Raw genomic sequence first — 24,581 nt, 5'->3', positions numbered from 1 at the left:
AATCGCGTTTTGACGCTCGTGAGGCGTAACGCAGGTTTCTCAACGCCGGGCTCAGGCGTGCGCGGGCATCGGATATTGCAGGCGCGTGGTCGCCCGCTGGATGCGATCCATCACCCGGGCGAAGATCCGCCCCGCCAGGCTGGGCTCCAGGCCATGGTCGATCGCCTCGGGCGAGTTGGCGAACAGCACGGCGCCGACTTCCCGCCCCGCGTTTGGATGGTGCAGGTAGACGTGATAGGCCCGGATCAGCAGCGGCCAGCATGCCTCGAAGCCCAGTCCGGCCTGCCGGCACGGCAGCTCGCTGTAATGGCGTTTCCAGAAGTCGCGCTCTCGATCGATGTTGACGATGATGCACGCCGCGTCGTCGCGGCGGCCCGGTTCGCTGGCCATGGGGGCATCCGTGGGGGTGGAGGCGGGTTCGACTTTCGGATGGCCCGGCTTAGTCATGCGTGAAGAATGTCGCAACGCAACATTCACGGCGCTGGCTGCCCGGTTCATCTTCTACCTTCGTCTCACGGAAACTTCGCGGCGCACCGGCCTATGCTGCGCACAAAGGTGGCGGCGCCGGGCCGGCCACCTGTTCAAGGCGAGGATCGAACCATGAGCCAACTCTTCAAGGGCCTGAACCTGCTGCTGGCGGACAACGAGCTGCACCGCAAGCCGCTGGAGGAACAGGCCGCGCACTGGCTGAGCAAGACCGACCGCGGCATCGAACACGAGATCCATCTGCTGGATATCGCCAAGGGCCAGTGGCTCGCCGGTTCGGTGATCGTGTGGCTGGGCGCGTCGCTGACCGCGCTGGCGATCATCGCCGACAACCTGTGGGAACACAGCTACAACCCCAGCTTTCCCAAGATCATCCTGGTGCTGCTGATCTGGGTCGCGATGCTGTTCGTGCTTTGGCTGATCGCGCAGGTCTTCGACCAGAAGGCGGGGCTGTCGCGCTGGGTCAACGCGTTCTCCAGCCGCGAGCCGGTGAGCAACGAAAGCGATTCGGTCGAGCAGGTGCAGGAAGCGCTGGAACTGGCGCGCACCTATCCCGAGGTGCTGGCCTACAAGCAACGCGTGATCGCGCGCCGACCGCTGCGCCACGAGGACATCCGCATCATGCGCGAGATGGGACGCCAGCACCGCCACGCCGACCTGGCGCGCGAGCTGGTCGCGCTCGGCAACGACTGAAAGCATCCAGGTGCCCGGCGACAAGCCGGGCACCTTCGTTTGGGCGGTCCGTTGCGCGCGATGGCGCACGGCACGGACACGCCAAGCGGAGGCCAACGGCCATACCGCGACGGCGCCCTGCCGCACCCGATGCGGTCACCTCCTTCTGACATCCGAGCGTGACAGCATGGGCCATGCTGTCCTGCATCCTGCCCGCCCACGACGAAGCCGCACTGCTGCCGGGCACGCTGGCCTGTCTGCAGCGCGCGATCGCCACGTGCGGCGTGGCGGCGGAGATCGTGGTGGTCGACGATGGTTCCACCGATGCGACCGCCGCGCTGGCGCTGGCGGCCGGCGTGCGCGTGCTGTCGATCCAGGCGCGGCACATCGCCGCGGCGCGCAACGCCGGCGCGGCCGCCGCTCGCGGCGATCGCCTGTGCTTCATCGATGCCGACACGCACGTCGACGCCGAGGCGCTGCGCGCGGCGCTGGCGGCGCTCGATGGCGGCGCCGTCGGCGGGGGCGCGCGGGTGCGCCTGCAGCGCCCGGTGGCCTGGCATGCGCGTCTGGGCGAAGCGGTCTTCGGCACGCTGCTGCGCTGGGCGCGGATCGCGCCGGGCTGCTTCCTGTTCTGCACGCGCGCGGCCTTCGAGGCCAGCGGCGGCTTCGACCTGCGTTTGTTCGCCGGTGAGGACGTGGCCATGAGCCGCGCGCTGGCCCGGCATGGCCGCTTCGTACTGCTGCGCCAGACGGTGTGGACCTCGGCGCGCAAGCTGCAGACCTTCAGCGCGTGGGAACACCTGCGCCTGGCGCTGGCCCTGGCGCGCCATGGCCGCGGGCTCCTGCACAGCCGCGACCGGCTGGCGTTCTGGTACGGCCCGCGACGGCGCGACTAGCGCGCGTGGCCGCCACGTGTCGGTGCGTGGCAGCGGCCGACATGAAGCGTGCAGGCGCCGGTTTTAAGGATTGCGCGCCGGCGTCCGACAGCGCGGCGCAAGGCGTCCGCCGCATCGGTTCCCTCTGCGCAATGGCACGTGCCGCCATCGCGGCCGTTCGCGAATCTGCACGAATTGGCCACGGCTGATCGGAAGCGTGCGCGAGGTCCGGCGTACGAGCGAACCGAGCGGTTAGAGTTCGCTCCGGGGAATGAACACGGTACATGGAGCGCACGGGGCGATGGGGCGGGCGAGGATCATCGTCGCGGCGACGGGACTGGCGCTGTTGGGCGTCGCCGTGCCGATCATCGCCACCCTGGCGATGTCCTGGCATCTGGCCGTGCGCAACGAACAGCAGCGTCTGGACCAGTTCGCCGCGCTGGCGCTGGAGCGCGCGCAGAGCACGATGGACGAGGCGACACAGGTGCTGCGCACCATGCAGCGCAGCCGCCTGGTGCCATGTTCGGATGCGCATATCGCGCAGATGCGGCGGGCGGCGATGGACTCGGCCGCGGTCAAGGAAGTCGGCTTCTTCCAGGGCGGTCTGCTGCGCTGCACGTCGTGGGGGCCGACCAAGGTGCGCGTGCCCGACGACCTGCCCGCCGATGCGGTCGGCCCGGACGGGCTGCGCCTGTACGCGCGCGTGCTGCCGCAGATCAGCGGCGGGCGGCAGATGCTGGTCCTGCATCAGCACCACTACAACGTCCTGATCGACCCGGCGCGCTTCTCCGATCTGGTGCTGGAACCGGATATCGGCCTGCTGGTGCGCAATGCCCAGGGCGTGGTGCTGAGCGAGCGCAACCTCAGCGATGAGGCGCTGTCGCGCGCCATGCGCCAGCGCCGGGACAACGGAAGCGACGCGGCGCATCTGTTCTCGGTGAAGCGGCACGATGGCTGGATGGTGGTGGTCAGCGCGCCCATGGCACGCGCCGCCGCCGGGCTGCCGCGCCAACAGGGCATGCTGCTGCCGATCGGCCTGCTCATCGCCGCGGTGGCCGTGGCGATGGTGATCCTAGGCTTCAAGCGCAGGCTCTCGCCCACCGGCGCCCTGACCCGCGCGGTGCAGCGGCAGGAGTTCTTCGCGCACTACCAGCCGATCGTGCGGCTGGCGGACGCGGCCATCGTCGGCGCCGAGGCGCTGGTGCGTTGGCGCCGGCCCGACGGCACCCTGGTGCGTCCTGACCAGTTCATCCCGCTGGCCGAGCAGACCGGGCTGATCGACGCGATCACCGACCAGGTGCTGGCCGCGATCGTGTGCGACCTCGGGCCCCTGCTGGCGGCCCACCCGTGTCTGCACGTGAGCCTCAACCTCAGCGCCGCGGACATGCGCAGTGGCCGGCTGCTGGCGGTGCTGGCGCAGGCGCTGGAAGGCAGCGGCATCGCCCCGCGGCAGCTCTGGCTGGAAGCCACCGAGCGCGGCTTCGTGGACATCGCCGCGGCCCGCCGCACCATCGAGCAGGCGCGCCTGGCGGGCCACCGCGTGGCGATCGACGACTTCGGTACCGGCTACTCCAGCCTGCAATACCTGCAAGGGTTGCCGCTGGACGCGCTGAAGATCGACAAGACCTTCATCGATGCCATCGGCACCGGCGCGGCCACCTCGGCGGTGACCGGGCACATCATCGACATGGCCCGCGAGCTGGGCCTGGACTGCGTGGCCGAGGGCATCGAGACGACCGCGCAGGCCGACTTCCTGCGCGCGCAGGGCGTGGGCTACGGCCAGGGCTGGCTGTTCGGCAAGGCGGTGCCGGCGATGACCTTCATCGAGCTGTACCTGACCCAGCAGGCGGCGCGCGCGGCCGCCGCGGCGCGGGAGAACGAGGCGGGGCACTGAGCGGCTTCAGGACTCGGCGTCGCCGAGCAGGTAGTGCAGCTGGCGTTCGGGGTTTTCCAGGAACGCGCGCGTGACCAGGTAATGCTCGGTCTCGCGATAACTGACGCGCTGCAGGCCCTGCGGACCGATCTGCACGATCTGCGCATCCGGATAGGCCATCAGGATCGGCGAATGCGTGGCGATAATGAACTGCGCGTTGCGCCGGACCAGCGCATGGATGCGGGCCAGCAGGGCCATCTGCCGGGTGGGCGAGAGCGCGGCCTCCGGCTCGTCCAGTACATAGAGCCCCTCGCCCCTGAAGCGATGCTCGACCAGCGACATGAAGGACTCGCCATGCGACTGGGCATGCAGCGACTCCCCACCGTATGCCCCGACCACGTCACCACCCAGCGCGTCGATGTTGCTGGCGACGTTGTAGAAGCTCTCGGCGCGCAGGAAGAAGCCGTCCCTGGCCCGCCTCCCGCTGCGCCCCAGGCGCAGGTAGTCGTGCAGCGTCGAATGCGAGGCGACCGTGCTGAAATTAAAGTTCCTGGTGCCGCCCTCGGCGTTGAAGCCCCAGGCCACCGCGATCGCCTCCAGCAGCGTGGACTTGCCGCTGCCGTTCTCGCCGACGAGGAAGGTCACCGCGGGGTCAAGACCAGGCGTTCCTCGGCCAGGCCGCGGATGCCGGGCAGGCTGAAGGGATACCGGTCCATCGGCGGATCCTTCTCGCGCTTGAGCGCGACATCCAGCAGATAGTGCGTGGCATCCCAGGAGGGCATGGGCGATCCTTCGAAGCGGAGACTCCGCCTGCAAGCATGACCCGATCGCCTGCGCGAACGCACGCGCCGCGATCAGCCGGCCTTGCCACACCCCGACAGCTGCTTGTCGGCGTACCACAGCGCGCGGCGTGACAGGTCGTAGGCCGCGTCGATGGCCTGCGGCAGCTGGTACTGGGCGCGGGCCGGGTCGGCGCCGTGGGCCAGCGCGTTCTCGCTGCGTTCCAGCGCCTGCAGGTTGCTGCGCACGTCGGCCAGCCACTTGTCCTTGCGCGGGTCGTGACACATCAGCGCGCGGCCTTGCAGCGCGTCGAGCTGAGCGCGGATGGCCTTGGTCGCCTCGCCGGTGGGCTGCGGCGCCTTCTCGAACGCGATCGGCGCGGCCTTGTAGGCATCGCCGGTGGCCTCGCTGCCGAGGTCGTCGCGGTTCTGCGCCAGCGCTGGGTTGAAGCGCGTGTCCGGCGGCGGCCGGGCGGTGGGCGAGCTGCGCCCGCTCTTGAACATGTCGGCGATGGCGCGGTTGACCTTCTGCGCGGCGACATCGCCCAGCGTGCCCTTGGACACCCAGTCCTTCTCGAACCGGGTTTCGTTGTACTGCACCGGATTGGGGCGCTCCATCAGCGCCTTGGTCTTGGCCGCGTCGCGGGCGTTGGCCAGGCCCGGCGGGCTGCCCTGCGGCTGGCCCGGCTCGGCGGCGACGCCGGGGGGCAGCTTGGCCCGCCCGTCGCGGTCGTACACCGCACGGGCGACCTGACCCTGATCGGCGGGCGCGGTGACCCGAGGCGTAGCCAGCGGCGGCGGAATGGTGGCCGGCGGGCGCTGGTGGGCTGCGATGGGCGGCGGTGGGCGTGAGGGCACGGCCGGTGTCGCGGCGGCGGCGGCGCGCGGCGGCGCGGCGACCGGCGCGGCCGGGCGCGCGGGCGCGGCGGCCTGTGGCCGGGCGATGAACTCCAGCCGCAGCCGCTGCTCCTGGCTGCGCGCCGGGGCCAGTCGTGCCATCGGCGCCTGCAGCAGGACCAGGGCGATGAGGGCCATGATCGCCAGGCTCAGGAGCGCCGCGGGGACGCGCAGGCGCGACTCGTCCCATTCCATGTGTGCTACTGCCGCCAAGTGTCCCCGCCATTGCGCAAATCAAGCGCGGCATTGTGCGCAAGCGTCCGCACCGAATTGATGGCATTGCGTTACGCGCCTTCACGGCATGCGCCCGGCATTCAGCAAGGCCAGGGCGCTGTGATGTTGCGGTGCCGCTCGCCAGGTCCGCCGGGCCCTGCCAGCATCGCCGCATGAGAACGGTTACAGCGAGTGCGATCATGGGGATGCGCGGGCGGACGGGCGCGGCGCTGCGCCGGGGCGTGCTGATGGGTTGGCTGTGCATCGCCCTGCCGGCGATGGCCGCCGACGGACTGCCGCCGCGCAGCCAGTGGAAGGCCAGCAGCTCGGCCACCGAGGCCCCGGCCCTGGCCTCGGCGCATGCCTTCGATGGCGACCCGGCCACGCGCTGGGGCGGGCCGTTCTCGCCGGGCCACTGGCTGCAGCTGGACCTGGGCGCGGCCGCCGACCTCGGCGGGGTGCGCATCCAGTGGGACGTCAGCCACGCCAACGCCTATCAGCTGCAGGCCTCCGACGATGGCCAGGCCTGGCGCACCATCTACGCCACCACCGACAGCCCGGGCCGCACCGAGTACGTGCTGTTCCCGGCGGTGCGCACGCGCTACCTGCGCCTGGCCGCGCCGGCGCGCACGGCGGACTGGGGCGTGGGCATCTTCGAATTCCAGCCGCTCACCGTGGCGCAGGCGCCGCGCATCGCCGGCCTGGCCGGCACGGGCGACCCGGCGGCCCTGTGGAGCCGCGGCCCGGCCCGCGCGCTGGGCCGTCAGCAGGGCGGCTACGGGCTGGAGGTGCGCTTCCCGCAGCCGCAGGACGTGGCCGGGCTGCAGGTCGACTGGGGCACGACCCCGGCCAGTGTGGCGCTGGAAGGCCGCGATGCCTCGGGCCGCTGGACGCCGCTGGCGCAGGAGCCGCACGCCTTCGGCGCGTCCTCCTACCTGGCCGGCGATGCGCCGCGCACCGTCAGCGCGCTGCGCCTGCTCGCCCGTGCCGGCACCGCGCCCAGCGTGACCCGTGTGCGCGTGCTCGGCCCCAAGGCGGTGATGACGCCGATGAAGCGCTACCAGCTGGCCGCCACCGGGCCGGAGGCGGCGCTGTTCCCGTCCTCGCTGCAGATGAAGCAGGTGTACTGGACGGTGGTGGGGGTGCCGGCGGGGCGGCAGAAGGCGGTGTTCGACGAGTACGGCAACCTGGAGGCGTTCAAGGGCGCGCCGCTGGTGCAGCCGGTCTGGCGCGATGCCGGCGGCAAGGCGGCCGCAGCCACGGTGGACACGCCGATCCGGCACGCCCTGCGCGAGGGCTGGATGCCGATGCCGCAGGTGCAGTGGACCGCCCAGCCCGGCCTGGAGCTCACCAGCCAGGCCATCGCCCTGGAGCACGACGGCGCGCCGGTGGTGCTGGTGCGCCATCGCCTGCGCAACACCGGCACCACCGCGGTGGACGGCACACTCTCGCTGCTGACCCGGCCGCTGCAGGTCAGCCCGCCCTGGCAGAACGGCGGCCTGTCGCCGATCCGCGACATCGCCGTCGAGACCGGCCGGGGCAGCGCCGGCGTGCGCGTCAACGGACGGCTGCTGTTCCAGAGCGCGAGCGCGCCCGACCTGCACGGTGTGGCCGCGTTCGGCGCGCATGGCGAAGACGAGATCACCCGCTTCGCCGCGACCGGCACCGCGCCGCAGGCGCAGCAGGCCAACAACCCGCAGGGACTGGCGGCCGGCCTGCTCGGCTGGCGCGTGCATCTGGCGCCGGGCGCGCAGCGCGACATCGTGCTGGCCTTCGCGCTGGGCGACGAGGTGATCGACGCCAAGGCGGTCGAGGCCGCGCACTGGCCGGCCGCGCCGGCGCTGGACATGCAGGCCCTGCTGGGCGACGGCGATGCCGGCGCCCGCTTCGACGCCCTGGCCGATGCGCAGGCGGCGCAGTGGCAGCAGCGACTGGGCCGGATCGGCCTGTCACTGCCCGATCCCTCGCTGGTGGACATGCTGCGCGCGCAGGCCGCGTACATGCTGCTCAACCAGAGCGGCCCGGCGATGCAGCCGGGCCCGCGCAACTACAACCGCTCCTTCATCCGCGATGGCTCGGCCACCGCCGCGGTGCTGCTGCGCATGGGCATGGCCGACACCGCGCGCGACTACCTGCACTGGTACAGCACCCACGCGGTGCACGACAACGGCCTGGTCTCGCCGATCCTCAACGACGACGGCAGCGTCAACACCGGCTTCGGCTCGGACCTGGAGTACGACGCCCAGGGCCAGTACCTGTGGCTGGTGGCCGAGGTCGCGCGCCTGGACGGCGGCGCGCAGACCGTGCGCGCGTACCAGCCGCAGGTGAAGCGCGCGCTGCAGTTCCTGCAGGCGCTGCGCGAGCGCACGCTGGTGCCGGGCTATCAGGCCGATCGTCCGGCGCCGGAGCGCTTCGCCGGCATCCTCGCGCCGTCGATCAGCCACGAGGGCTATTCGGTGCCCACGCACAGCTACTGGGACGACTACTGGGCGCTGCGCGGCTGGCACGACGGCGCCTGGCTGGCCGAACAATGGGGCGACACCGCCACGGCGCAGTGGGCGCGCGCGCAGTACACGCTGCTGCGCGATGCACTGGCCGCCTCGATCCGCGCCACCATGCGCTGGAAGGGCATCGACACGATTCCCGCCGATGCCGACCAGGGCGGCTCCGACCCGACCAGCGTGTCGATCGCGCTCGATCCCACCGGCGCGCAGGACGTGCTGCCGGCCGACGCGCTGGAACGCACCTTCGATGCCTACCTGGCGCAGGTGCACCAGCGCGACGCACCCGATGCGCTCTACGCCTACACCCCTTACGAGATGCGCAACGTGCTGACCTTCGTCCACCTGGACCGGCCGGCCGATGCGCAGTTCATGCTCGAGCACGTGGTGCGCGACCGCCGGCCGACGGCGTGGCAGGAGCTGGCCGAAGTCGTGTACTCGGACAAGCGCCACGCCATCTATCTGGGCGACATGCCGCACACCTGGATCGGCGCCGAGTACGCGCGCAGCGTGTTCGGCATGCTGATGTTCGAAGGCGACCGCGCGCTGTCGCTGCTGCCCGGCACGCCGCCGTCCTGGGTCGCCGGCCCCGGCCTGAAGGTCGACGGCCTGCCCACCGCCTACGGCACGCTGGCCATGCAGGCCCGGCAGGAGGGCCAGCGGCTGACGATCACGCTGGGCCAGGGGCTCAGGGCCGACAGCGCGCTCAAGGTCTACTGGCCCAACCGCCAGCGGCCGCGCAGCGTCACCGTCGATGGTCGGGCCATGCGCGAGTTCGATGCGCAGGGCGTCGCGCTGAAGCGGCCGTTCTCCACCCTGGTAGCGCAGTGGTGAGGCCGGCGCCGACGGCCTCTCCGCCGGCGCCCCTGCCCGAGGCTCAGTCCGGGCGGAAGGCCATCGTCGCCTGCACGGCCTTCTTCCAGCCGCCGTAGCGGCGCTCGCGGTCGGCCGCCGGCATGGTCGGCTCGAAGCGCGCGTCGATGGCCCACTGGTTGGCGATCTCCTCGCGGCTGGACCAGAAGCCGGTCGCCAGTCCGGCCAGGTAGGCCGCGCCCAGCGCGGTGGTCTCGGACACCTTGGGACGGACCACCGCCGTGTCGAGGATGTCGGCCTGGAACTGGGCCAGGAAGTCGTTGGTGATCGCGCCGCCGTCGGCGCGCAGTTCCTTCAGTTCCAGCTTGGCATCGGCCTGCATGGCCTCGAGCACGTCGCGGGTCTGATAGGCCATCGACTCCAGCGTGGCGCGGATGAAGTGCTCCTTGCTGGTGCCGCGGGTCAGGCCGAAGAATGCGCCGCGGACCTCGCTGTCCCAGTAGGGCGCGGCCAGGCCGACGAAGGCCGGCACCATGTAGACCCCGTCGGTGTCCGGCACGCGCTCGGCATAGGCCTGCGTGTCGCGGGCCTTGCCGAACATGCGCAGGCCGTCGCGCAGCCACTGCACCGCCGAACCGGCGACGAAGATGCTGCCCTCCAGCGCGTATTCCACCTTGCCGTCGATGCCCCAGGCGATGGTGGTGAGCAGGCCGTTGCTGGACTGGACCGCCTTCTCGCCGGTGTTCATCAGCACGAAGCAACCGGTGCCATAGGTGTTCTTGGCCATGCCCGGCGTGTAGCAGGCCTGGCCGAACAGCGCCGCCTGCTGGTCGCCGGCGATGCCGGCGATCGGCACCTTGTGCCCGAAGAAGTGCCGGCCGGCGGTATGGGTATAGACCTCGCTGGACGAACACACCCTGGGCAGCATCGAGCGGGGCACGCCGAGGATGTCCAGCAGTTCCTCGTCCCAGCGCAGCGCGTGGATGTCGTACATCAGCGTGCGCCCGGCGTTGGTCTGGTCGGTGACGTGGGCGTGGTCCTCGGAGAGGTTCCAGATCAACCAGCTGTCGATGGTGCCGAACAGCAGGTCGCCGGCCTGCGCCTTCTCGCGCACGCCCTCGACGTTGTCCAGGATCCACTTGAGCTTGGTGCCGGCGAAGTACGGGTCGATCAGCAGGCCGGATCTGGCGCGGAACAGCGCATCGTGGCCCGCCTCGCGCAGCTCCTTGCACACGCTCTGCGACTGGCGCGACTGCCAGACGATGGCGTTGTACACGGCCTGGCCGGTGTGCTTGTCCCACACCACGGTGGTTTCGCGCTGGTTGGTGATGCCGATGGCCGCGACCTGCGATGCGTCGACGTTGGCCTGGGTCAGCACGTCGGTCATCGTGGTCAGCACGGTGGACAGGATCTCGCGCGGGTTGTGCTCGACCCAGCCCGGCTGCGGGAAGATCTGGGTGAACTCGCGCTGGGCGATGCCTTTGACCGCGCCGCTGCGGTCGAACAGCATGGCGCGCGAACTGGTGGTGCCCTGGTCGATCGCCAGCACGTATTGCTTGTCCATCGGGTGACTCCCTGCGGGTTGTAAGAGCCGGCGCGGCGCGCGCGGCGGAAAACGGTGACGCGTGGCCGGTCCTTCAGACCTTACGGCTTCTGCGCGGCGCGCTGGCGCGCCGGCAGGAACGGATAGATCAGCCACTGATAGGCCGCGGCGCCGACCACGCCGCCGATCAGCGGGCCGACGATCGGCACCCACCAGTAGTTGTGCGGCGCGGGGAAGGCCGAGCGCCCCCAGCCGGCGAAGAACGCAAACACGCGCGGGCCGAAATCGCGGGCCGGGTTGATCGCCCAGGCCTCCAGGTAGCCCATCGACGCGCCGATGGTCGCCACCAGCAGGCCGATGATCAGCGCGCCGGAGTTGGCGCCCGGCGCCATCTCGTTGTACTGCTCGGTGATGGCGAAGATGCCGAAGATCAGGAACGCGGTGAGGATGGCCTGGTCGGTCAGCGCATGGAGCGGTGTGACCGCGAGCCCCGGCGCGGTGAAGAACACCCCGGCCGCGCCACCGGCTGCGCGCGTGAGCTGCTTGACCTCGTTGTAGTGATCGATCACCGGTGCGTACAGCGCATAGACGATGGCCGCGCCGACCATGCCGCCGATCACCTGCGCGCCCCAGTAAGGCAGCACCTTCTTCCACGAGAACCCGCGGAACAGCGCCAGCGCCAGCGTCACCGCCGGATTGGCGTGGGTGCCCGAGACCGAACCGGTGGCATAGATGGCGATGGTGACGCCCAGCCCCCAGGCGATGCAGACACCCCAGTAGCCGCCGGCATAGGGATTGGGATCGTAGAGGGTGTACATCGCCGCGACCGAATCGCCGAAGGCGATGATGATCGTCATCGCCACCGCCTCCGAGATCAGCTCGCCGAGAAACTGCCGACTCATCGCCGACCTCCTGTCGGACCAGCGGCGATGGTGCGGGGCTTGGTGGACATGTCAGCAACCTCCCAGTGATGACGTGCGGCCGCACGACGCGGCCAAGGATGTCGGATGGATCAGGCGCGCGTGGCCATCGTCGCGGCGGGCGCGCGCAGCACTTCGGCCAGGCGGCGCTGCTGGGCCGGCGTCAGGCGCAGGCCCAGCTTGCTGCGGCGCCAGAGCAGGTCTTCGGCATCGACGACCCATTCGTGGTGCCGCAGGTAGTCGACCTCGGCCCGATAGAGATCGGCGCCGAAGTGCTCGCCCAGGTCGGCCAGCGTCGTCCCCTCGCCCAGAATGCGCTCGGTGCGCGAACCGTAGTTGCGCACCAGCCGCCAGGCCAGTTCCTTGGGCAGCCAGGGCCGCGCCGTGCGCAGCAGCGCCAGGGCCTGATCGAAGGGCAGCATGTCCCCGCCCGGCAGCGGCGCCCCGTCCGCGGTCCAGGGCTGCGGCTTGCGGCCCAGCTGCGACTCGAGCTTGTCCACGGCCTGCTCGGCCAGCTTGCGATAGGTGGTGAGCTTGCCGCCGAACACGCTCAGCAGCGGCGGCCCGTCCGCATCGACTTCCAGCCGGTAGTCGCGGGTGACCTCGGAGGCGTTGTCCTCCTCGTCCTCCAGCAGCGGGCGCACGCCGCTGTAGGTCCACACCACATCGCCGGGGGCGATGGCCTTGCGGAAGTAGCGGTTGGCCGCCGCGCACAGGTAGTCGACCTCGTCCGCGTCGATACGCGGGTGCCCAGGATCGGCCTTGTACTCCATGTCGGTGGTGCCGATCAGGGTGAAGTCGCGCTCGTAGGGGATGGCGAAGACGATACGGCGGTCGGGTTGCTGGAAGATGTAGGCATGGTCGTGCGCGAACATGCGCGGCACCACGATGTGGCTGCCCTTGACCAGACGCAGCGCATAGTCGTGCTGCAGATGCGCGACCTGGTCCAGGAACTGCACCGCCCAGGGACCGGCGGCGTTGACCAGCGCCCGGGCCTCGACCGTGATGCGCTGGCCCTGCGCGGTCTCCAGTTCGGCCAGCCAATGCGCGCCATCGCGGCGTGCGCTGACGCAGCGGGTGCGGGTGTGGACGGAGGCGCCGCGCTCGGCCGCGTCCATCGCATTGAGCACCACCAGCCTGGCGTCCTGCACCCAGCCATCGGAATAGGCGAAGCCGGTGGTGAATTCCTCCTTCAGCGGCACGCCCACCGGCGAGCGGCGCAGGTCGACCCGGCGCGAGCCTTCCAGCGTGCGCTTCCCGCCCAGGCGGTCGTAGAGGAACATGCCGATGCGGATCATCCAGGCCGGCCGCAGATGCGGCTGGTGCGGAAGCAGGAAGCGCAGCGGCCAGGCGATGTGCGGTGCCAGGCGCAGCAGCACCTCGCGCTCGGCCAGCGCCTTGCCGACCAGGCGGAACTCGTACTGCTCCAGATAGCGCAGGCCGCCATGGATCAGCTTGGTGCTGGCGCTGGAGGTATGCGCGGCCAGATCGTCGGCCTCGCACAGGCACACGCTCAGCCCGCGGCCGATCGCGTCGCGGGCGATGCCCACTCCGTTGATCCCGCCGCCCACCACCAGCACATCGACGCGTTCGACCATCTCACCGCTCCTCGACCGGGCCCCCGCCCGCGCGACGACCGCCGCATGGCGCCGTTCGCGTCTGGACAAAGACGGACAACAACGATCTTAAACGAACATTTACGAACATTTCGTGAGCGCGGTATGCCCCATTGGGGCTCGCGGGATTAGACGATGGTCGAAGGCGCCGCCGATCTGGAGTTCGTTTCGACACCGCCGACGGCACGCCCACAGGCCGCCTGCTCGGGGCGGCCTCCGGTGGCAATGCATGTCGGTGAGCCGCCTCCTGCCGACGGCGGCGCCGGCCTGGCTTGCACCCGGCCTGGGGCCAGCGCCAGATGCCCCGAACCCGCCGTCAGTCGCCGACGACGTGGACCCGGGTCTTGCCCGCGGCCAGCACCTCGGCCAGGACGTCCGGCGGGGCACGGTCGGTGAACCAGTCGTCCACCAGCGCGATCGGCCCCAGCCGGCACAGCGCGTTGCGGCCGATCTTGCTGGCGTCGGCGGCCAGCAGCACCTGCCGCGAATGCTCGACGATGGCCTGGGCCACGCGCACTTCCTGGAAGTCGAAGTCCAGCAGCGTGCCGTCCAGTTCGATGCCGGAGATGCCGATGATCCCGAAGTCCACGGTGAACTGGCGCACCAGATCGATGGTCGGCTGGCCGGTCACGCCCTGGTCGCGCGCGCGCACCATGCCGCCGGCCACGATCACCTCGAAGCTGGGATTGGTGCTCATCAGCACCGCCACGTTGAGGTTGTTGGTGATCACCCGCAGCCCCTGCTTGTGCATCAGCGCCGCGGCCACGTCCTCGTTGGTCGTGCCCAGGTTGATGAACAGCGAGGAATGGTCGGGGACATGCGTGGCCACCTCCCGGGCGATGCGACGCTTCTGCTCGGCCTGCAGGGACTTGCGCGTGGCGTAGGCGGTGTTCTCGACGCTGGAGGGCAGGCTCACCCCGCCGTGGTAGCGACGCAGCAGGCCGGCCTCGCACAGCAGCATCAGGTCGCGGCGGATGGTCTGCTGGGTCACGTCGAACTGCGTGGCCAACCCGTCCACCTCGGCATAGCCGAGCTGGCGCACCAGCGCCACCAGTTGCTCCTGGCGCCGGTTGAGGACCGGATGTTCCATGCGTACCGCCTGTGCCTGCGAGGTGCCCGCATGATCGTCGATGCGGCGCGCAATGCAACACCGCAGCGCGCAAGGCCTGCATCCCGCACGCGCCTGCGACGCAAGAACAACACACTGCGTCCGCGCGATCGCGCTGCCCGGCGCGGGCGACTCCACTAGGCTGAGCGCCTGCGTAGAGGATCCCCGATGAGCGACGCCACACCAGGCCTCAACATGATCCGGACCGGCCCGCGCGGCAGCGTGCCGCTGCTGTTCCTGCATGCGCTCGGTCTGGATCTTTCGGTATGGGAACAGCAGATCCACGCCTTCGCACGCGACCGCGATGTGATCGCGATCGACCTGCCCGGCCACGGACGCTCGCCGCACGGGCAGGACGCGCCGAGCTTCGCCGGCCTCGCCGAGGCGCTGATCACGCTGCTCGGCGCACTGCGCACCGGCCCGGTCGATGTCGTCGGCATCTCCGTCGGCGGCATGATCGCGCAGACCCTGGCGGTGACCTCGCCGACGCAGGTGCGCTCGCTCACGCTTGTCGCCACCTCCTGCACCTTCTCCGATGCGGTCAGGCAGCTGCTGCGGCAGCGCGCGGAGACCGTGCGCGCGATCGGCATGGAAGGCATCGCGCCGTTGCACCTCGCGCGCTGGTTTCCGGCGGAGTTTCTCGCGGCGCGCCCCGAAATCGGCGACCGGCTGGGCAAACTGCTGCTGCGCAACGATGCGGCCTTTCACGCCCAGCTCTGGGACATGGTCGCGGGCCTGTCGCTGGAGGAGGCGATTGCCTCCTTGCCCCATCCGACCCTGGTCGTCGCCGGCGCGGACGATGCCAGCGCGCCGCCGGCGGCCGGTCAGCTGATCGTGGATCGCATGGCGCACGCGCGGCTGGCGGTCGTGCCTGCGTGCGGACACTTTCCGCCGCTGGAGCATCCGGACGCGTTCAACGCCTTGCTGCGCGACTTTCTCACCCGGCTTTAGGCGCACCAGGCACCCGCGGGCTTGACGCGCCTACTTGAGCAGGCGCCACCAGGCCGAACCCGCGGTCGGCTGCCGCAGGTCGACGCGCTCGCCGATCACCGGCGTGGACAGCGCGACACCGCGCTCGGCGGCCAGGGCGCTGATGCGCTCGAACGGCTCGAACCATGGATGCAGCGCCAGGTCGAAGGTACCGTTGTGGATCGGCAGCATCCAGCGCCCCTGCAGGTCCAGATGCGCCTGCAGGGATTCCTCGGGCCGCATGTGCACGTGCGGCCACTGGCGATCGTAGGCGCCGGTCTCCACCAGGGTCAGGTCGAACGGCCCGAAGCGCTCACCGATCTGTCTGAAGCCATCGAAGTAACCGCTGTCGCCGCTGAAGAACACGCGCAGCCCATCGTCGATCAGCACCCACGAGCACCACAGCGTGGCATTGCCGTCGCGCAGCCCGCGCCCGGAGAAATGCTGGGCGGGCGTGGCGACCAGGCGCAGCCCGTCGATGACGGTGGACTGCCACCAGTCCAGCTGTTGCACCTTGGCCGCCGGCACGCCCCAGCGCACCAGCGTGTCGCCCACGCCCAGCGGGGCGACGAAGTGCTCGGCCGAGCCGGCCAGCGCGCGCACGGCCGCCTTGTCCAGATGGTCGTAGTGGTTGTGCGAGAGGATCACGCCCTTCAGCGGCGGCAGATCCTTCAGCGCGATCGGCGGCGCATGGAAGCGCTTGGGCCCCATCCACGGCAGCGGCGAGGCGCGCTGGGCGAAGACCGGGTCGGTGATCCAGAACTGCCCGCGCAGCTTGAGCAGCACGGTCGAATGGCCGAGCCGGTACAGGCTGAAATCCGGCGCGGCCAGCAGTTCGGCACGGGTCAGCGGGCGGACTGGAATCGGGCGGTCCGGCACGCTGGTGCGCGGCTTGTCGAACAGCACGCTGCGGAACAGCCGCAGCGATTCCAGCAGCCCGGTGCGCGGGATCGCGATCGCATTGCGGAAGCGCCCTGCGCTGGACTGCAGCGACGCAGCGCGGGATCCGGGTTCGTTGGAGTCGGCCATGGCAGCACCATGGGGACAACCACCTCGCCTGACAAGCCCAGGCGCTGTCGATCCTGCGCGCGACGCGGCGCGCGACCGCCATCAGCCCGCGCGATGGGCCTGCTGATGTTGACGGTACATCGCCGCGGTCAGTTCCAGCCCGACATGCGAGAGCTGGGTGGCCGCGGCCTCGGCCGATTCCTGCGCCACTTCGGCCACGCGCTCGAACATGCACGCCTCGTAGCGACACACCGCGTCATGCAGCGCACCCTGCGCCAGCTGCTCGGCCAGTTCGGCGGCATCGAGCATGGCCGCGTTGACGCCTTCGCCGGCGAAGGGCGACATCAGATGCGCCGCGTCGCCGATCAGGGTCAGGCCGGGACGGTGGTTCCAGCGATGCCCCACGGGCAGCGCGTGGATCGGCCGCGCGACGAAGTGGTCGTTGGCCGCGTGGAACAGGTCCAGGATCTCCGGCGCGAACCCGGCGAACTCCTCGAGCAGCCCGGCCCGCACGGCCTGCGGATCGCTGCAGTCGAAGCGCTGCTGCGCCCAGTCCGCCGGCACGCGGAAGATGGCGTAGCCGCGCACATGCGCATGCCCGTTACGCTGGGCGATGAGCATCCTGCCCTCGCCTTCGATGTCGAGCTTGCCCGGCCCGACCAGCGCGGACAGCGCCGGATGGTCGCGATCGACCTGGTCGATGCCGAACTCGACGAAGGTCAGGCCGCTGTACTGCGGACGGTAGGACGACAGCAACGGGCGCACCTTGGACCAGGCGCCGTCCGCGCCGACCACCAGGTCGAACGGGCCGGCCAGGCCGCTGGCCAGTTCCAGCTGCCAGCGGCCTTCGTCCAGCGCATGCACGGCCTGCAGCGGCGCGCCCCAGCGCACGGTGCCGGGGGCGAGCGCATCGAGCAGCATCGCGCGCAGCGCGGTGCGGTCGACCTCGGGCCGGCTGCGGTCGAAGCCCTCCCGGTCCTCGAAGAGCACCTCGCCGCGGTGGTTGAGCAGGCGCTCGCCCTGGTCTTCGTAGCGGGCGATGCGCGCGAAGGCGTCCTGCAACCCGGCGCGTTCGATCGCCAGCAGGCCCGAGCCCTGATGCAGATCGAGCGAGCCGCCCTGGGGGCGCTCCAGCGGATGCGCCTCGCGCTCGAACACCTCCGGCACGAGCCCCTGCAGCTGCAGCAGGCGGGCCAGCGTCAGGCCGGCCGGGCCGCCCCCGACGATGGCGATACGCGGAAGGTTGGCCATGCGTGCTGCTCCGGATATGATAGGTGCCTATATTTAAAACATAGTCACCTATGGAAAGTCAAACCAGCGAACTCGAGCACGCCGCCCGCCACGATCCGCTCAAGCTGCTCGGCATCGCCTATCGCACGTTCTCGCGGCTGGTCGACGCACAGCTGCGCGAGCATGGCTTCGCCATGGGCCAGCTGCCGGTGCTGGTGGCGCTCAAGCACGGCGATGCGCTGTCGCAGGGCGAACTGGCGCGACGCGCGCGGGTCGAGCAACCGAGCATGGCCCAGCTGCTCAACCGGATGGAGCGCGACGGGCTGATCCAGCGCACGCCGGATCCGGCCGATGGCCGCAGCAAGCTGATCTCGCTGACACCGCTGGCGCGCAGGCGCCTGCCCAAGGCCAAGGCGGTGATGGACGCCACTGGCGAACAGGCTCTGGCCGGCTTCGACGCGCAGGACCTGGCCCAGTTCGCCACGCTGATGCTGCGGATCAACCGCAACCTGGACGCGTTGGAGTAGGCACCGCGCCGGCCCGCGTGTGGGCCGGCGCGGCACGACGGAGGCTACTTGGCTACGCCGAAGCGATAGATCGTGGTCTGCGTGTAGGTCTGGCCCGGGTCCAGGCGCGTGCTGGGGAAGTCGGCGTGGTTGGGGCTGTCGGGGAAGTGCTGGGCTTCCAGCGCCAGCGCGCCCCAGTGCAGATAGGGCTTGCCGCCTTTGCCGCCTTCGATGCGGTCGATGGCGTTGGAGGTGTACAGCTGCATGCCGGGCTCGGTGGTGAACATGGTCAGCGTGCGCCCGGTGGTGGGCTCCTCGACGACGACCGCCGGCGTCTCCAGGCCCGGCGCATCGAGCACCCAGTTGAAGTCGTAGCCGCCCTGTTTGGGCTCGGCATGGCGCAGGTCGGCGTTGTCTTCGTGGATGCGCTCGCCCAGGGCGTGCGGCGTGCGGAAATCCAGCGGCGTGCCGGCCACGGGCAGCAGCTTGCCGGTGGGGATCAGCTGCGCATCGGCCTGGGTGTAGAGCGCGGCGTTGATCTGCACACGGTGGTCCAGCACCGAGGCGGCCCCGGCGCCGGCCAGGTTGAAGTAGCCGTGGCTGGTGAGATTGAGCACGGTCGGCTTGTCGGTGGTGGCGCGGTAGTCCAGCTTCAGGCCATCGTCCTGCAGGGTGTAGACCACGCTGACGTCGAGCGTGCCGGGGAAGCCCATCTCGCCATCGGGCGAGCGGTAGCGCAGGGTCACCGACGGGGTCCCGTCGCTGGCGGGGCTGGCCTCCCACAGCCTGGTGGCGAAGCCTTCCGGACCGCCGTGCAAGGTGTTGCCATTGTTGTTGGTCGGGATCTGGTAGGTCTTGCCGTCCAGGGTGAAGCGCCCCTTGGCCAGGCGGTTGGCGTACCGCCCGATCAGCGCGCCGAAGTTGGTCTGCACGGTGGCGGCGTCCTTGAGGTAGCCGTCCAGCGTGTCGTAACCCAGCACCACGTCGTCGGCCTTGCCGTTGCGGTCGGGCACGGTCAGCGCCTGCAGGATGCCGCCGTAGGTGATGATCGAGGCGGTCATGCCGTGGCCGTTGTCCAGCACGAACTTCTGCACCTTGCGCCCATCGGGCAGCGTGCCGAAGTCGCTGGCGACCACATGCGCGGGGGCCGCGGCCGGCGCGGACGAGGCCGCAGGCGCGGCGGCGCCGGAAGCATCGGGCTGGGCGCGCGTGGCCGGATCTTCCGGCGGTTGCGAGCAGGCGCCCAGTCCCATCGCCGTCACGGCGGCCAGCAGTGCGATACGCATTCGATGTCTCCCTCCCAGGTGAGGGCGCCAGTGTGCCTCAAGCCGCATGCGGGCGCAGACGACGCGGGCAGGCCAGGGGCCAGGGGCCAGGGGCCAGGGGCCAGGGATCAGAGATCAGGGGCCAGCCGATGAAGCAGTGCACTGGCTCGCGCGCTGAGTGCCGCATCGCCGGCTACCACTTTCCCTTGCCTCTGATCCCTGATCCCTGATCCCTGATCCCTGATCCCTGATCCCTGATCCCTGATCCCTGATCCCTGATCCCTGATCCCTAATCCCTAATCCCTAATCCCTAATCCCTAATCCCTAATCCCTAATCCCTAATCCCTAATCCCTGATCCCTGATCCCTGGCCCCTGCTTTCCTCCCGCACCCGCAGAAAGCGGGCGAAGCGTGGCAGGCCGCGCCCGGTCAGGCCGTTGTACTGATACGTCACCCACGTGCCCAGCGGCGGCGGCGCATCGCGCTCGGCGTCGCGCAAGCCGCTGCCGATGCGGAAGCGGCGGCCGTCCGGCGTCTCCACCAGCAAGGCGCCCAGCCTGCCGGCGTGCTGGCCCTGCCCCGGCACGTGTCCGACCACGCGCGCCTCGGCATCGTCCAGGCGCTTGTACTTGAGTAGCGTGTCGCTGCGCCCGGGCAGGTAGCGCGCCGCCCGGTGCTGCAGCATCAGGCCTTCGCCGCCGGCCTGCACCACGCGGTCCAGCTCGGCATCCAGCGCGGCCCGGCTGTCGAAGCGGCGCTGCTCGAGCATCCGCAGCTGAGGATGCGTGCCGGTGCCCAGCAGCGCCTGCATCCGCGCCACGCGCGCGGCGAACGCGCCGCCCGCGGCGGGCAGGTCGAACACCATGAAGCGCAGCGTGCGCCAGCGTGGGTCGTGCGGATCGCCCGCGCGCACCAGCGCGCTGGCCACGTCGAACTGGCCGCGCCCGATCCACAGCTCGCCCTCCATCGGCACCGGCGGCCAGCCCCGGGTGAACCAGGCCGGCACCGCGATCGGCTCGCCGCCGCGCGTCCACAGCGCCCGTCCGTCCCAGCGCCCGCGCACGCCATCGAGCTTCTCGCTGACCAGATACGCGGCGACCTCGCCCTGCCCGCGATACGCAGTGGCCAGCATCGGCGGCGCCTGCGGCGCCGCTGCGTCCGCCACGCCCGGCCCGGCCAGACAGGCCACCAGCACCATTCCCGCCACGACGCGCATCGCCTGCTCCACGAAAGTCCATTCCGGGCTCCAGCGTGGCCCTGCGCGGCCGCGGTGTCCGTCGGCAAACATCCCGACGCAGCGTCGGACGATGCACCTACACGATCCGCATCCGCCGTCGCCAGCTGGCGATCTGGTTCCAGCGGATGAAGGTCACCAGGCCCGAGGCCAGGATCAGGGCGATGCCGACCCAGGTGATCGCATCGACGCGGCTGTGGAACAGCCAGGCGCCGAAGCCGATCGCCCACAGCATCTGGCTGTACTGGGTCGGCGCGACCGCGCTGACCGGCGCCAGCCGCGTGGAATACATCATCAGGATCGCCGCCAGCCCGGCCAGCAGCCCGTAGCCGGCGATCAGGCCCCATTGCGTGGCGCTAGGCCAGACGAAGTGCGGCAGCATCAGGATGCCGCCGGCCACCAGGGGGCCGATCACGCCGGCGCCGTACAGGGTGACGCGCTTCTCCTCCGGGCCGGCCATGCGCAGGCTGATCACCGACACCGCGCCGGTCAGCCCGCACAGGATCGCCGCCACATGGCCCTGGCTGAGCTGGCGGAAGCCGGGTCGCAACACCACCAGCACGCCGATGAAGCCCACCGCCACCGCCGTCCAGCGGCGCCAGTGCACCTCCTCGCGCAGCAGCAGCACCGACAGCACGGTGACGAAGATCGGCATCAGGAAGATCAGGGCGAAGGCCTCGGCCATCGGCAGATGGGTGAAGGCGATCACCGAGGTCAGGTTGCCGGCCGCGCCGCAGAAGGCGCGCAGCAGCCAGATCGTCGGCTTGCGCGCCACCACCACCTCGCGCCAGCGGTCCTGCGGCTTCTTCAGGAAGGGCACGGCCACCAGCATGAGCAGGGCGCCGAAGAACACCACCTCGTAGGACGGCAGGCTGCCGTCGAGCAGCTTCACGAACGCATCGCTGATCGCATAGGCCGCATAGCAGGCGAAACCCAGCAGCACACCCTTGAACATCGTGTCGGTTCCGCAAGCTCGTCGGGCGCGGCGCGCCGGCACCACAGTCTACGGGCAGCGCGGTCAGGCGCCGCGCATGGGCGTTGCGAAACTTCATGCCAGGCCGATCCCGGCCGTGCTGAAATGGCGCACGCCCGCCGCTGGTCTTCCTCTGCATGCTTCGTCCGCTCCTCCCGCCCCGCTGCCGGCCCGCCCCCGCTTCATGCCGACAGCGCTCGCGATTGGCACACGGGAACGCGGCATGAGCCAGCCCTGGTTCCCCGCCGGCGGCAGCGCCATGGCCGCCAAGATCCGCGCGCACGACTGGGCCGCCACCCCGCTGGGCCCGGTGGAGACCTGGCCGGCGCCGCTGCGTGCGGCGGTCAACCTGATGGTCAATGCGCCCGAGTGCATGTTCATGGTCTGGGGCGAGGAGGTGACCTTCCTCTACAACGACGTCTACGCCCCGATCCTGGGGCCGCGCGCGCCCGGCGCGCTGGGCGCCTCGATGCGCGTGCTGTGGGGCGATGTGTGGGACTCGGTGCGCGGCCCGATCGAGAGCGCCTACCGCGGGCAGTCCGAGCGCCACGTGGAGATGTACATCCAGATGCACCGCTACGGCGTGCCGGAGGACACCTGGTGGACGTTCTCCTTCACCCCGATCTACCTGGAAGACGGTCGCGTCGGCGGCGCGTTCTGCCTGACCAACGAGGTCACCGAGAAGATCCAGGCCGAGCGGCGCCTGGCGCGCGAGCATGAGCGCCTGGCGCAGCTGTTCGAGCAGGCGCCGATGTTCATGGCCTTCCTCAGCGGACCCGAGCATCGCATCGAGGTGGTCAACCCCGGCTACCTGCGCCTGATCGACCACCGCGACGTGGTCGGCAAGACCGTGGCCGAGGCCCTGCCCGACGCGGTCGAACAGGGTTACCTGGACCTGCTGGACGGGGTCTACCGCACCGGCGAGGTCTATGCGGCCAACAGCGCCGCCTACGCGGTGCGGGCCGAGCCGGGCGGGCCGGTGCATCCGCGCTACGTGGACATCGTCTTCCAGCCGATCCGCGACGAGCGCGGGCAGATCACCGGCGTGTTCGTGCAGGGCGTGGACGTGACCGCGCGCATCGAGGGCGAGGCCGCCATGCGCGCGCTGGACGCGCACAGCCGCCAGGTCATCGACAGCGCCACCGACTACGCGATCCTGGCCACCGACCTGCAGGGGCGCATCACCCACTGGAACGCCGGCGCACAGCTGATCCTGGGCTGGAGCGAGCGGCAGATGCGCGGGCATACGACCGAGCGGCTGTTCACCGAGCAGGACATCGCCAACGGCGTGGCCGAGCGCGAGCTGCTGGACGCGCTGGAGACCGGGCGCGTGGTACGCGAGCGCTGGCAGGTGCGCCGCTCCGGCGAGCGCTTCTGGGCCAGCAGCGCCACCACCGTGCTGCGCAACGCGGACGGCACGGCGATCGGCTTCGTCAAGGTGCTCGGCGACCGCACCGCCGAACGCATGGCCATCGACGCGCTGCGCGACAGCGAGGCGCGCCTGACGGCGCTGGTCAGCGCCTCGTCGGACGCCTTGTTCATGATCGACGCGCACTGGACGCAGATGCGCCAGCTGACTGGCACCGGCGCGGCCCGCGACAGCTTCGCGCCGATCGAGCGCTGGATGGCGCGGCACATCCCCGATTCGGATCAGCACCGGGTCGTCGCCGCGGTCCACGAGGCGGTGAACAGCCGGCAGCCGCTGACGCTGGAACATCCGGTGCGCCGCAACGACGGCAGCCTGGGCTGGTCGCTGTCGCGCGCGGTGCCGCTGTTCGATGCCGAAGGCAAGCTGCACGGCTGGTTCGGCGCGGCCACCGACATCACCGCGCGCCGCGATGCGGAGAACCGCCTGCGCGAGCTGACCGCCTCGCTGGAGGAGCGCGTGCGCGAGCGCACCGACGAGCTGCTGCTGGCCGAGGAGAAGCTGCGCCAGAGCCAGAAGATGGAGGCCGTCGGCCAGCTCACCGGCGGGCTGGCGCACGACTTCAACAACCTGCTCACCGCCGTCACCATGGGGTTGGACCTGCTGCAGCAGCGCATCGAGGCCGGTCGCTACGACCGGCTGGAGCGCTACCTGGAGATGGCCCGCTCCGGCGCCTCGCGCGCCGCGTCCCTGACCCAGCGCCTGCTGGCGTTCTCGCGCCGGCAGACGCTGGCGCCCACGGCGGTGGACGTCAACCAGCTGGTCGATGGCATGGGCGACATCCTGCGGCGCACGCTGGGGCCCTCGATCCAGACGCATTTCCAGCTGGCCAGCCCGCTGTGGCGCGTGCTGGTGGATGCGCCGCAGCTGGAGAACGCGCTGCTCAACCTGTGCATCAACGCGCGCGATGCGATGCCCGAAGGCGGCCAGCTGATCATCGAGACCCACAACATCGAGCTGGACGCTGAGGCCGCCGCGTCGCTGGAGCTGGCGCCAGGCCCGTACGTGCGCCTGGGCGTGCAGGACACCGGCACCGGCATGAGCGCCGAGGTGATGGAGCGCGTGTTCGAGCCCTTCTTCACCACCAAGCCGATCGGCCAGGGCACCGGACTGGGGCTGTCGATGATCTACGGCTTCATGCGCCAGTCCGGCGGCCAGGTGCGCATGGCCTCGCGGCTGGGCCACGGCACCACGATGCAGCTGCTGCTGCCGCGCCTGGACGGTGCCGAGGACGCCATCGCGGCGGACGGCGTCGAACCGGCCGCGCTGGACCCGCACACCCGCGGCGAGGTGCTGCTGGTCGAGGACGAGGCGCCGGTACGCGCACTGATCGCCGAGGTGCTGGGCGAGGCCGGCTGCCGCGTCACCGCGGTGGCCGACGGCCACGCCGCGCTCGAATACCTGCGCGGCGCCGCGCCGATCGACCTGCTGCTGACCGACGTCGGCCTGCCTGGCGGCCTCAACGGCCGCCAGGTCGCCGACGCCGGCCGCCAGCTGCGGCCCGGCTTGCGCGTGCTGTTCGTGACCGGCTACGCGGCCAACGCCGCGGTCGGCGCCGGCCAGCTGGAGGCCGGCATGGAGGTGATGACCAAGCCGTTCCAGGCGGCCGAACTGGCGCGCCGCGTGCAGGCGATCCTGGCCCCGTCGCGCTAGCCTGCCCAGGACTTAGCGGCCC

The 24,581-nt window shown here is 70.7% G+C and carries 20 protein-coding genes; 7 read left to right on the top strand and 13 right to left on the bottom strand.

The window, feature by feature from the left end:
- Positions 1-51: 51 nt before the first annotated feature.
- Positions 52-498, bottom strand: coding sequence for a hypothetical protein (locus QE438_RS17195; RefSeq protein WP_306993870.1), 447 nt, complete (start codon positions 496-498; stop codon positions 52-54).
- 102 nt (positions 499-600) lie between these two features.
- Between QE438_RS17195 and QE438_RS17190 the strand changes: the two genes are divergently transcribed.
- The 3 genes from QE438_RS17190 to QE438_RS17180 all read left to right on the top strand — a co-directional run bounded on the left by QE438_RS17190 (position 601) and on the right by QE438_RS17180 (position 3,927).
- Positions 601-1,179 (top strand): hypothetical protein, encoded by a 579-nt coding sequence (locus QE438_RS17190; RefSeq protein WP_130515013.1) that lies wholly within the window; start codon positions 601-603, stop codon positions 1,177-1,179.
- 173 nt (positions 1,180-1,352) lie between these two features.
- Positions 1,353-2,054 carry a glycosyltransferase gene (locus QE438_RS17185; RefSeq protein WP_306993872.1) on the top strand — a complete coding sequence of 234 codons (702 nt, stop codon included), beginning with the start codon at positions 1,353-1,355 and terminating at the stop codon, positions 2,052-2,054.
- 250 nt (positions 2,055-2,304) lie between these two features.
- Entirely contained in the window at positions 2,305-3,927 is a 1,623-nt protein-coding gene (locus QE438_RS17180; protein ID WP_307184066.1) for an EAL domain-containing protein, read from the top strand.
- 6 nt (positions 3,928-3,933) lie between these two features.
- Here the strand turns inward: QE438_RS17180 and QE438_RS17175 are convergent, their stop codons facing one another.
- The 3 genes from QE438_RS17175 to QE438_RS17165 form a co-directional block, all read right to left on the bottom strand.
- Entirely contained in the window at positions 3,934-4,551 is a 618-nt protein-coding gene (locus QE438_RS17175) for an AAA family ATPase (protein WP_306993876.1), read from the bottom strand.
- A complete protein-coding gene (locus tag QE438_RS17170; RefSeq protein WP_306993878.1) occupies positions 4,548-4,688 on the bottom strand; it encodes a hypothetical protein in 141 nt (46 codons plus the stop codon). The genes QE438_RS17175 and QE438_RS17170 overlap by 4 nt, the downstream gene beginning before the upstream one ends.
- 72 nt (positions 4,689-4,760) lie before the next feature.
- Positions 4,761-5,777, bottom strand: a complete 1,017-nt coding sequence (locus tag QE438_RS17165) for a hypothetical protein (protein ID WP_306993880.1) — start codon at positions 5,775-5,777, stop codon at positions 4,761-4,763.
- 266 nt (positions 5,778-6,043) lie between these two features.
- Here QE438_RS17165 and QE438_RS17160 point away from each other — a divergent pair, with 266 nt between their 5' ends.
- Positions 6,044-9,130: a discoidin domain-containing protein gene (locus QE438_RS17160; protein ID WP_306996227.1), complete on the top strand. Its 3,087-nt coding sequence runs from the start codon at positions 6,044-6,046 to the stop codon at positions 9,128-9,130.
- A 43-nt stretch (positions 9,131-9,173) separates the two neighbouring features.
- On the opposite strand, the gene glpK is transcribed toward QE438_RS17160, so the two are convergent.
- The 4 genes from glpK to QE438_RS17140 form a co-directional block, all read right to left on the bottom strand.
- On the bottom strand, positions 9,174-10,673 hold the full coding sequence (gene glpK, locus QE438_RS17155) for a glycerol kinase GlpK (protein WP_306993882.1): 1,500 nt from the start codon (positions 10,671-10,673) through the stop codon (positions 9,174-9,176).
- An 80-nt stretch (positions 10,674-10,753) separates the two neighbouring features.
- Positions 10,754-11,554: an MIP/aquaporin family protein gene (locus QE438_RS17150; RefSeq protein ID WP_306993884.1), complete on the bottom strand. Its 801-nt coding sequence runs from the start codon at positions 11,552-11,554 to the stop codon at positions 10,754-10,756.
- A gap of 110 nt (positions 11,555-11,664) precedes the next feature.
- The gene (glpD, locus tag QE438_RS17145; RefSeq protein WP_306993886.1) at positions 11,665-13,170 is read right to left on the bottom strand and encodes a glycerol-3-phosphate dehydrogenase; all 1,506 of its coding nucleotides are present in this window, start codon (positions 13,168-13,170) and stop codon (positions 11,665-11,667) included.
- Positions 13,171-13,504: 334 nt separating this feature from the next.
- Positions 13,505-14,278, bottom strand: a complete 774-nt coding sequence (locus tag QE438_RS17140; RefSeq protein ID WP_130515000.1) for a DeoR family transcriptional regulator — start codon at positions 14,276-14,278, stop codon at positions 13,505-13,507.
- A gap of 186 nt (positions 14,279-14,464) precedes the next feature.
- On the opposite strand from QE438_RS17140, the gene QE438_RS17135 reads away from it, so the two are divergent.
- On the top strand, positions 14,465-15,247 hold the full coding sequence (locus QE438_RS17135; RefSeq protein ID WP_306993888.1) for an alpha/beta fold hydrolase: 783 nt from the start codon (positions 14,465-14,467) through the stop codon (positions 15,245-15,247).
- A 30-nt stretch (positions 15,248-15,277) separates the two neighbouring features.
- Here QE438_RS17135 and QE438_RS17130 read toward each other — a convergent pair whose 3' ends face one another.
- Positions 15,278-16,294: an MBL fold metallo-hydrolase gene (locus tag QE438_RS17130; protein ID WP_306993890.1), complete on the bottom strand. Its 1,017-nt coding sequence runs from the start codon at positions 16,292-16,294 to the stop codon at positions 15,278-15,280.
- 81 nt (positions 16,295-16,375) lie between these two features.
- On the bottom strand, positions 16,376-17,524 hold the full coding sequence (locus QE438_RS17125) for an NAD(P)/FAD-dependent oxidoreductase (RefSeq protein WP_306993892.1): 1,149 nt from the start codon (positions 17,522-17,524) through the stop codon (positions 16,376-16,378).
- 50 nt (positions 17,525-17,574) lie between these two features.
- Between QE438_RS17125 and QE438_RS17120 the strand changes: the two genes are divergently transcribed.
- Positions 17,575-18,030: a MarR family transcriptional regulator gene (locus QE438_RS17120; protein ID WP_130514993.1), complete on the top strand. Its 456-nt coding sequence runs from the start codon at positions 17,575-17,577 to the stop codon at positions 18,028-18,030.
- Between the two features lie 44 nt (positions 18,031-18,074).
- Here the strand turns inward: QE438_RS17120 and QE438_RS17115 are convergent, their stop codons facing one another.
- The 3 genes from QE438_RS17115 to QE438_RS17105 form a co-directional block, all read right to left on the bottom strand.
- A complete protein-coding gene (locus QE438_RS17115) occupies positions 18,075-19,295 on the bottom strand; it encodes an aldose epimerase family protein (RefSeq protein WP_306993894.1) in 1,221 nt (406 codons plus the stop codon).
- A gap of 324 nt (positions 19,296-19,619) precedes the next feature.
- The gene (locus QE438_RS17110; RefSeq protein ID WP_306993896.1) at positions 19,620-20,489 is read right to left on the bottom strand and encodes a DNA ligase; all 870 of its coding nucleotides are present in this window, start codon (positions 20,487-20,489) and stop codon (positions 19,620-19,622) included.
- Between the two features lie 97 nt (positions 20,490-20,586).
- Positions 20,587-21,462, bottom strand: a complete 876-nt coding sequence (locus QE438_RS17105) for a DMT family transporter (protein ID WP_130530380.1) — start codon at positions 21,460-21,462, stop codon at positions 20,587-20,589.
- Positions 21,463-21,703: 241 nt separating this feature from the next.
- Between QE438_RS17105 and QE438_RS17100 the strand changes: the two genes are divergently transcribed.
- Positions 21,704-24,559, top strand: a complete 2,856-nt coding sequence (locus QE438_RS17100; RefSeq protein ID WP_306993900.1) for a PAS domain-containing protein — start codon at positions 21,704-21,706, stop codon at positions 24,557-24,559.
- Positions 24,560-24,581: the final 22 nt, after the last annotated feature.

The sequence above is a fragment of the Pseudoxanthomonas sp. SORGH_AS_0997 genome (assembly GCF_031453535.1).
GTDB lineage: Bacteria > Pseudomonadota > Gammaproteobacteria > Xanthomonadales > Xanthomonadaceae > Pseudoxanthomonas_A > Pseudoxanthomonas_A winnipegensis.
The sequence above is the reverse complement of the archived record's forward strand: the minus strand, read 5'-3'. Positions and strand labels throughout refer to the sequence as shown.

Excerpts from the sequence above, each read along its gene's own strand:
- QE438_RS17110 (WP_306993896.1), bottom strand. The coding sequence starts at position 20,489 with ATGCGCGTCGTGGCGGGAATGGTGCTGGTGGCCTGTCTGGCCGGGCCG.
- QE438_RS17100 (WP_306993900.1), top strand. The coding sequence starts at position 21,704 with ATGAGCCAGCCCTGGTTCCCCGCCGGCGGCAGCGCCATGGCCGCCAAG.
- QE438_RS17120 (WP_130514993.1), top strand. The coding sequence starts at position 17,575 with ATGGAAAGTCAAACCAGCGAACTCGAGCACGCCGCCCGCCACGATCCG.
- glpD (WP_306993886.1), bottom strand. The coding sequence starts at position 13,170 with ATGGTCGAACGCGTCGATGTGCTGGTGGTGGGCGGCGGGATCAACGGA.
- QE438_RS17115 (WP_306993894.1), bottom strand. The coding sequence starts at position 19,295 with ATGCGTATCGCACTGCTGGCCGCCGTGACGGCGATGGGACTGGGCGCC.
- QE438_RS17130 (WP_306993890.1), bottom strand. The coding sequence starts at position 16,294 with ATGGCCGACTCCAACGAACCCGGATCCCGCGCTGCGTCGCTGCAGTCC.
- QE438_RS17195 (WP_306993870.1), bottom strand. The coding sequence starts at position 498 with ATGAACCGGGCAGCCAGCGCCGTGAATGTTGCGTTGCGACATTCTTCA.
- QE438_RS17165 (WP_306993880.1), bottom strand. The coding sequence starts at position 5,777 with ATGGAATGGGACGAGTCGCGCCTGCGCGTCCCCGCGGCGCTCCTGAGC.
- QE438_RS17135 (WP_306993888.1), top strand. The coding sequence starts at position 14,465 with ATGAGCGACGCCACACCAGGCCTCAACATGATCCGGACCGGCCCGCGC.
- QE438_RS17180 (WP_307184066.1), top strand. The coding sequence starts at position 2,305 with ATGAACACGGTACATGGAGCGCACGGGGCGATGGGGCGGGCGAGGATC.
- QE438_RS17150 (WP_306993884.1), bottom strand. The coding sequence starts at position 11,554 with ATGAGTCGGCAGTTTCTCGGCGAGCTGATCTCGGAGGCGGTGGCGATG.
- QE438_RS17125 (WP_306993892.1), bottom strand. The coding sequence starts at position 17,524 with ATGGCCAACCTTCCGCGTATCGCCATCGTCGGGGGCGGCCCGGCCGGC.
- QE438_RS17140 (WP_130515000.1), bottom strand. The coding sequence starts at position 14,278 with ATGGAACATCCGGTCCTCAACCGGCGCCAGGAGCAACTGGTGGCGCTG.
- QE438_RS17170 (WP_306993878.1), bottom strand. The coding sequence starts at position 4,688 with ATGCCCTCCTGGGATGCCACGCACTATCTGCTGGATGTCGCGCTCAAG.
- QE438_RS17190 (WP_130515013.1), top strand. The coding sequence starts at position 601 with ATGAGCCAACTCTTCAAGGGCCTGAACCTGCTGCTGGCGGACAACGAG.
- QE438_RS17105 (WP_130530380.1), bottom strand. The coding sequence starts at position 21,462 with ATGTTCAAGGGTGTGCTGCTGGGTTTCGCCTGCTATGCGGCCTATGCG.
- glpK (WP_306993882.1), bottom strand. The coding sequence starts at position 10,673 with ATGGACAAGCAATACGTGCTGGCGATCGACCAGGGCACCACCAGTTCG.
- QE438_RS17160 (WP_306996227.1), top strand. The coding sequence starts at position 6,044 with ATGGGTTGGCTGTGCATCGCCCTGCCGGCGATGGCCGCCGACGGACTG.
- QE438_RS17185 (WP_306993872.1), top strand. The coding sequence starts at position 1,353 with ATGCTGTCCTGCATCCTGCCCGCCCACGACGAAGCCGCACTGCTGCCG.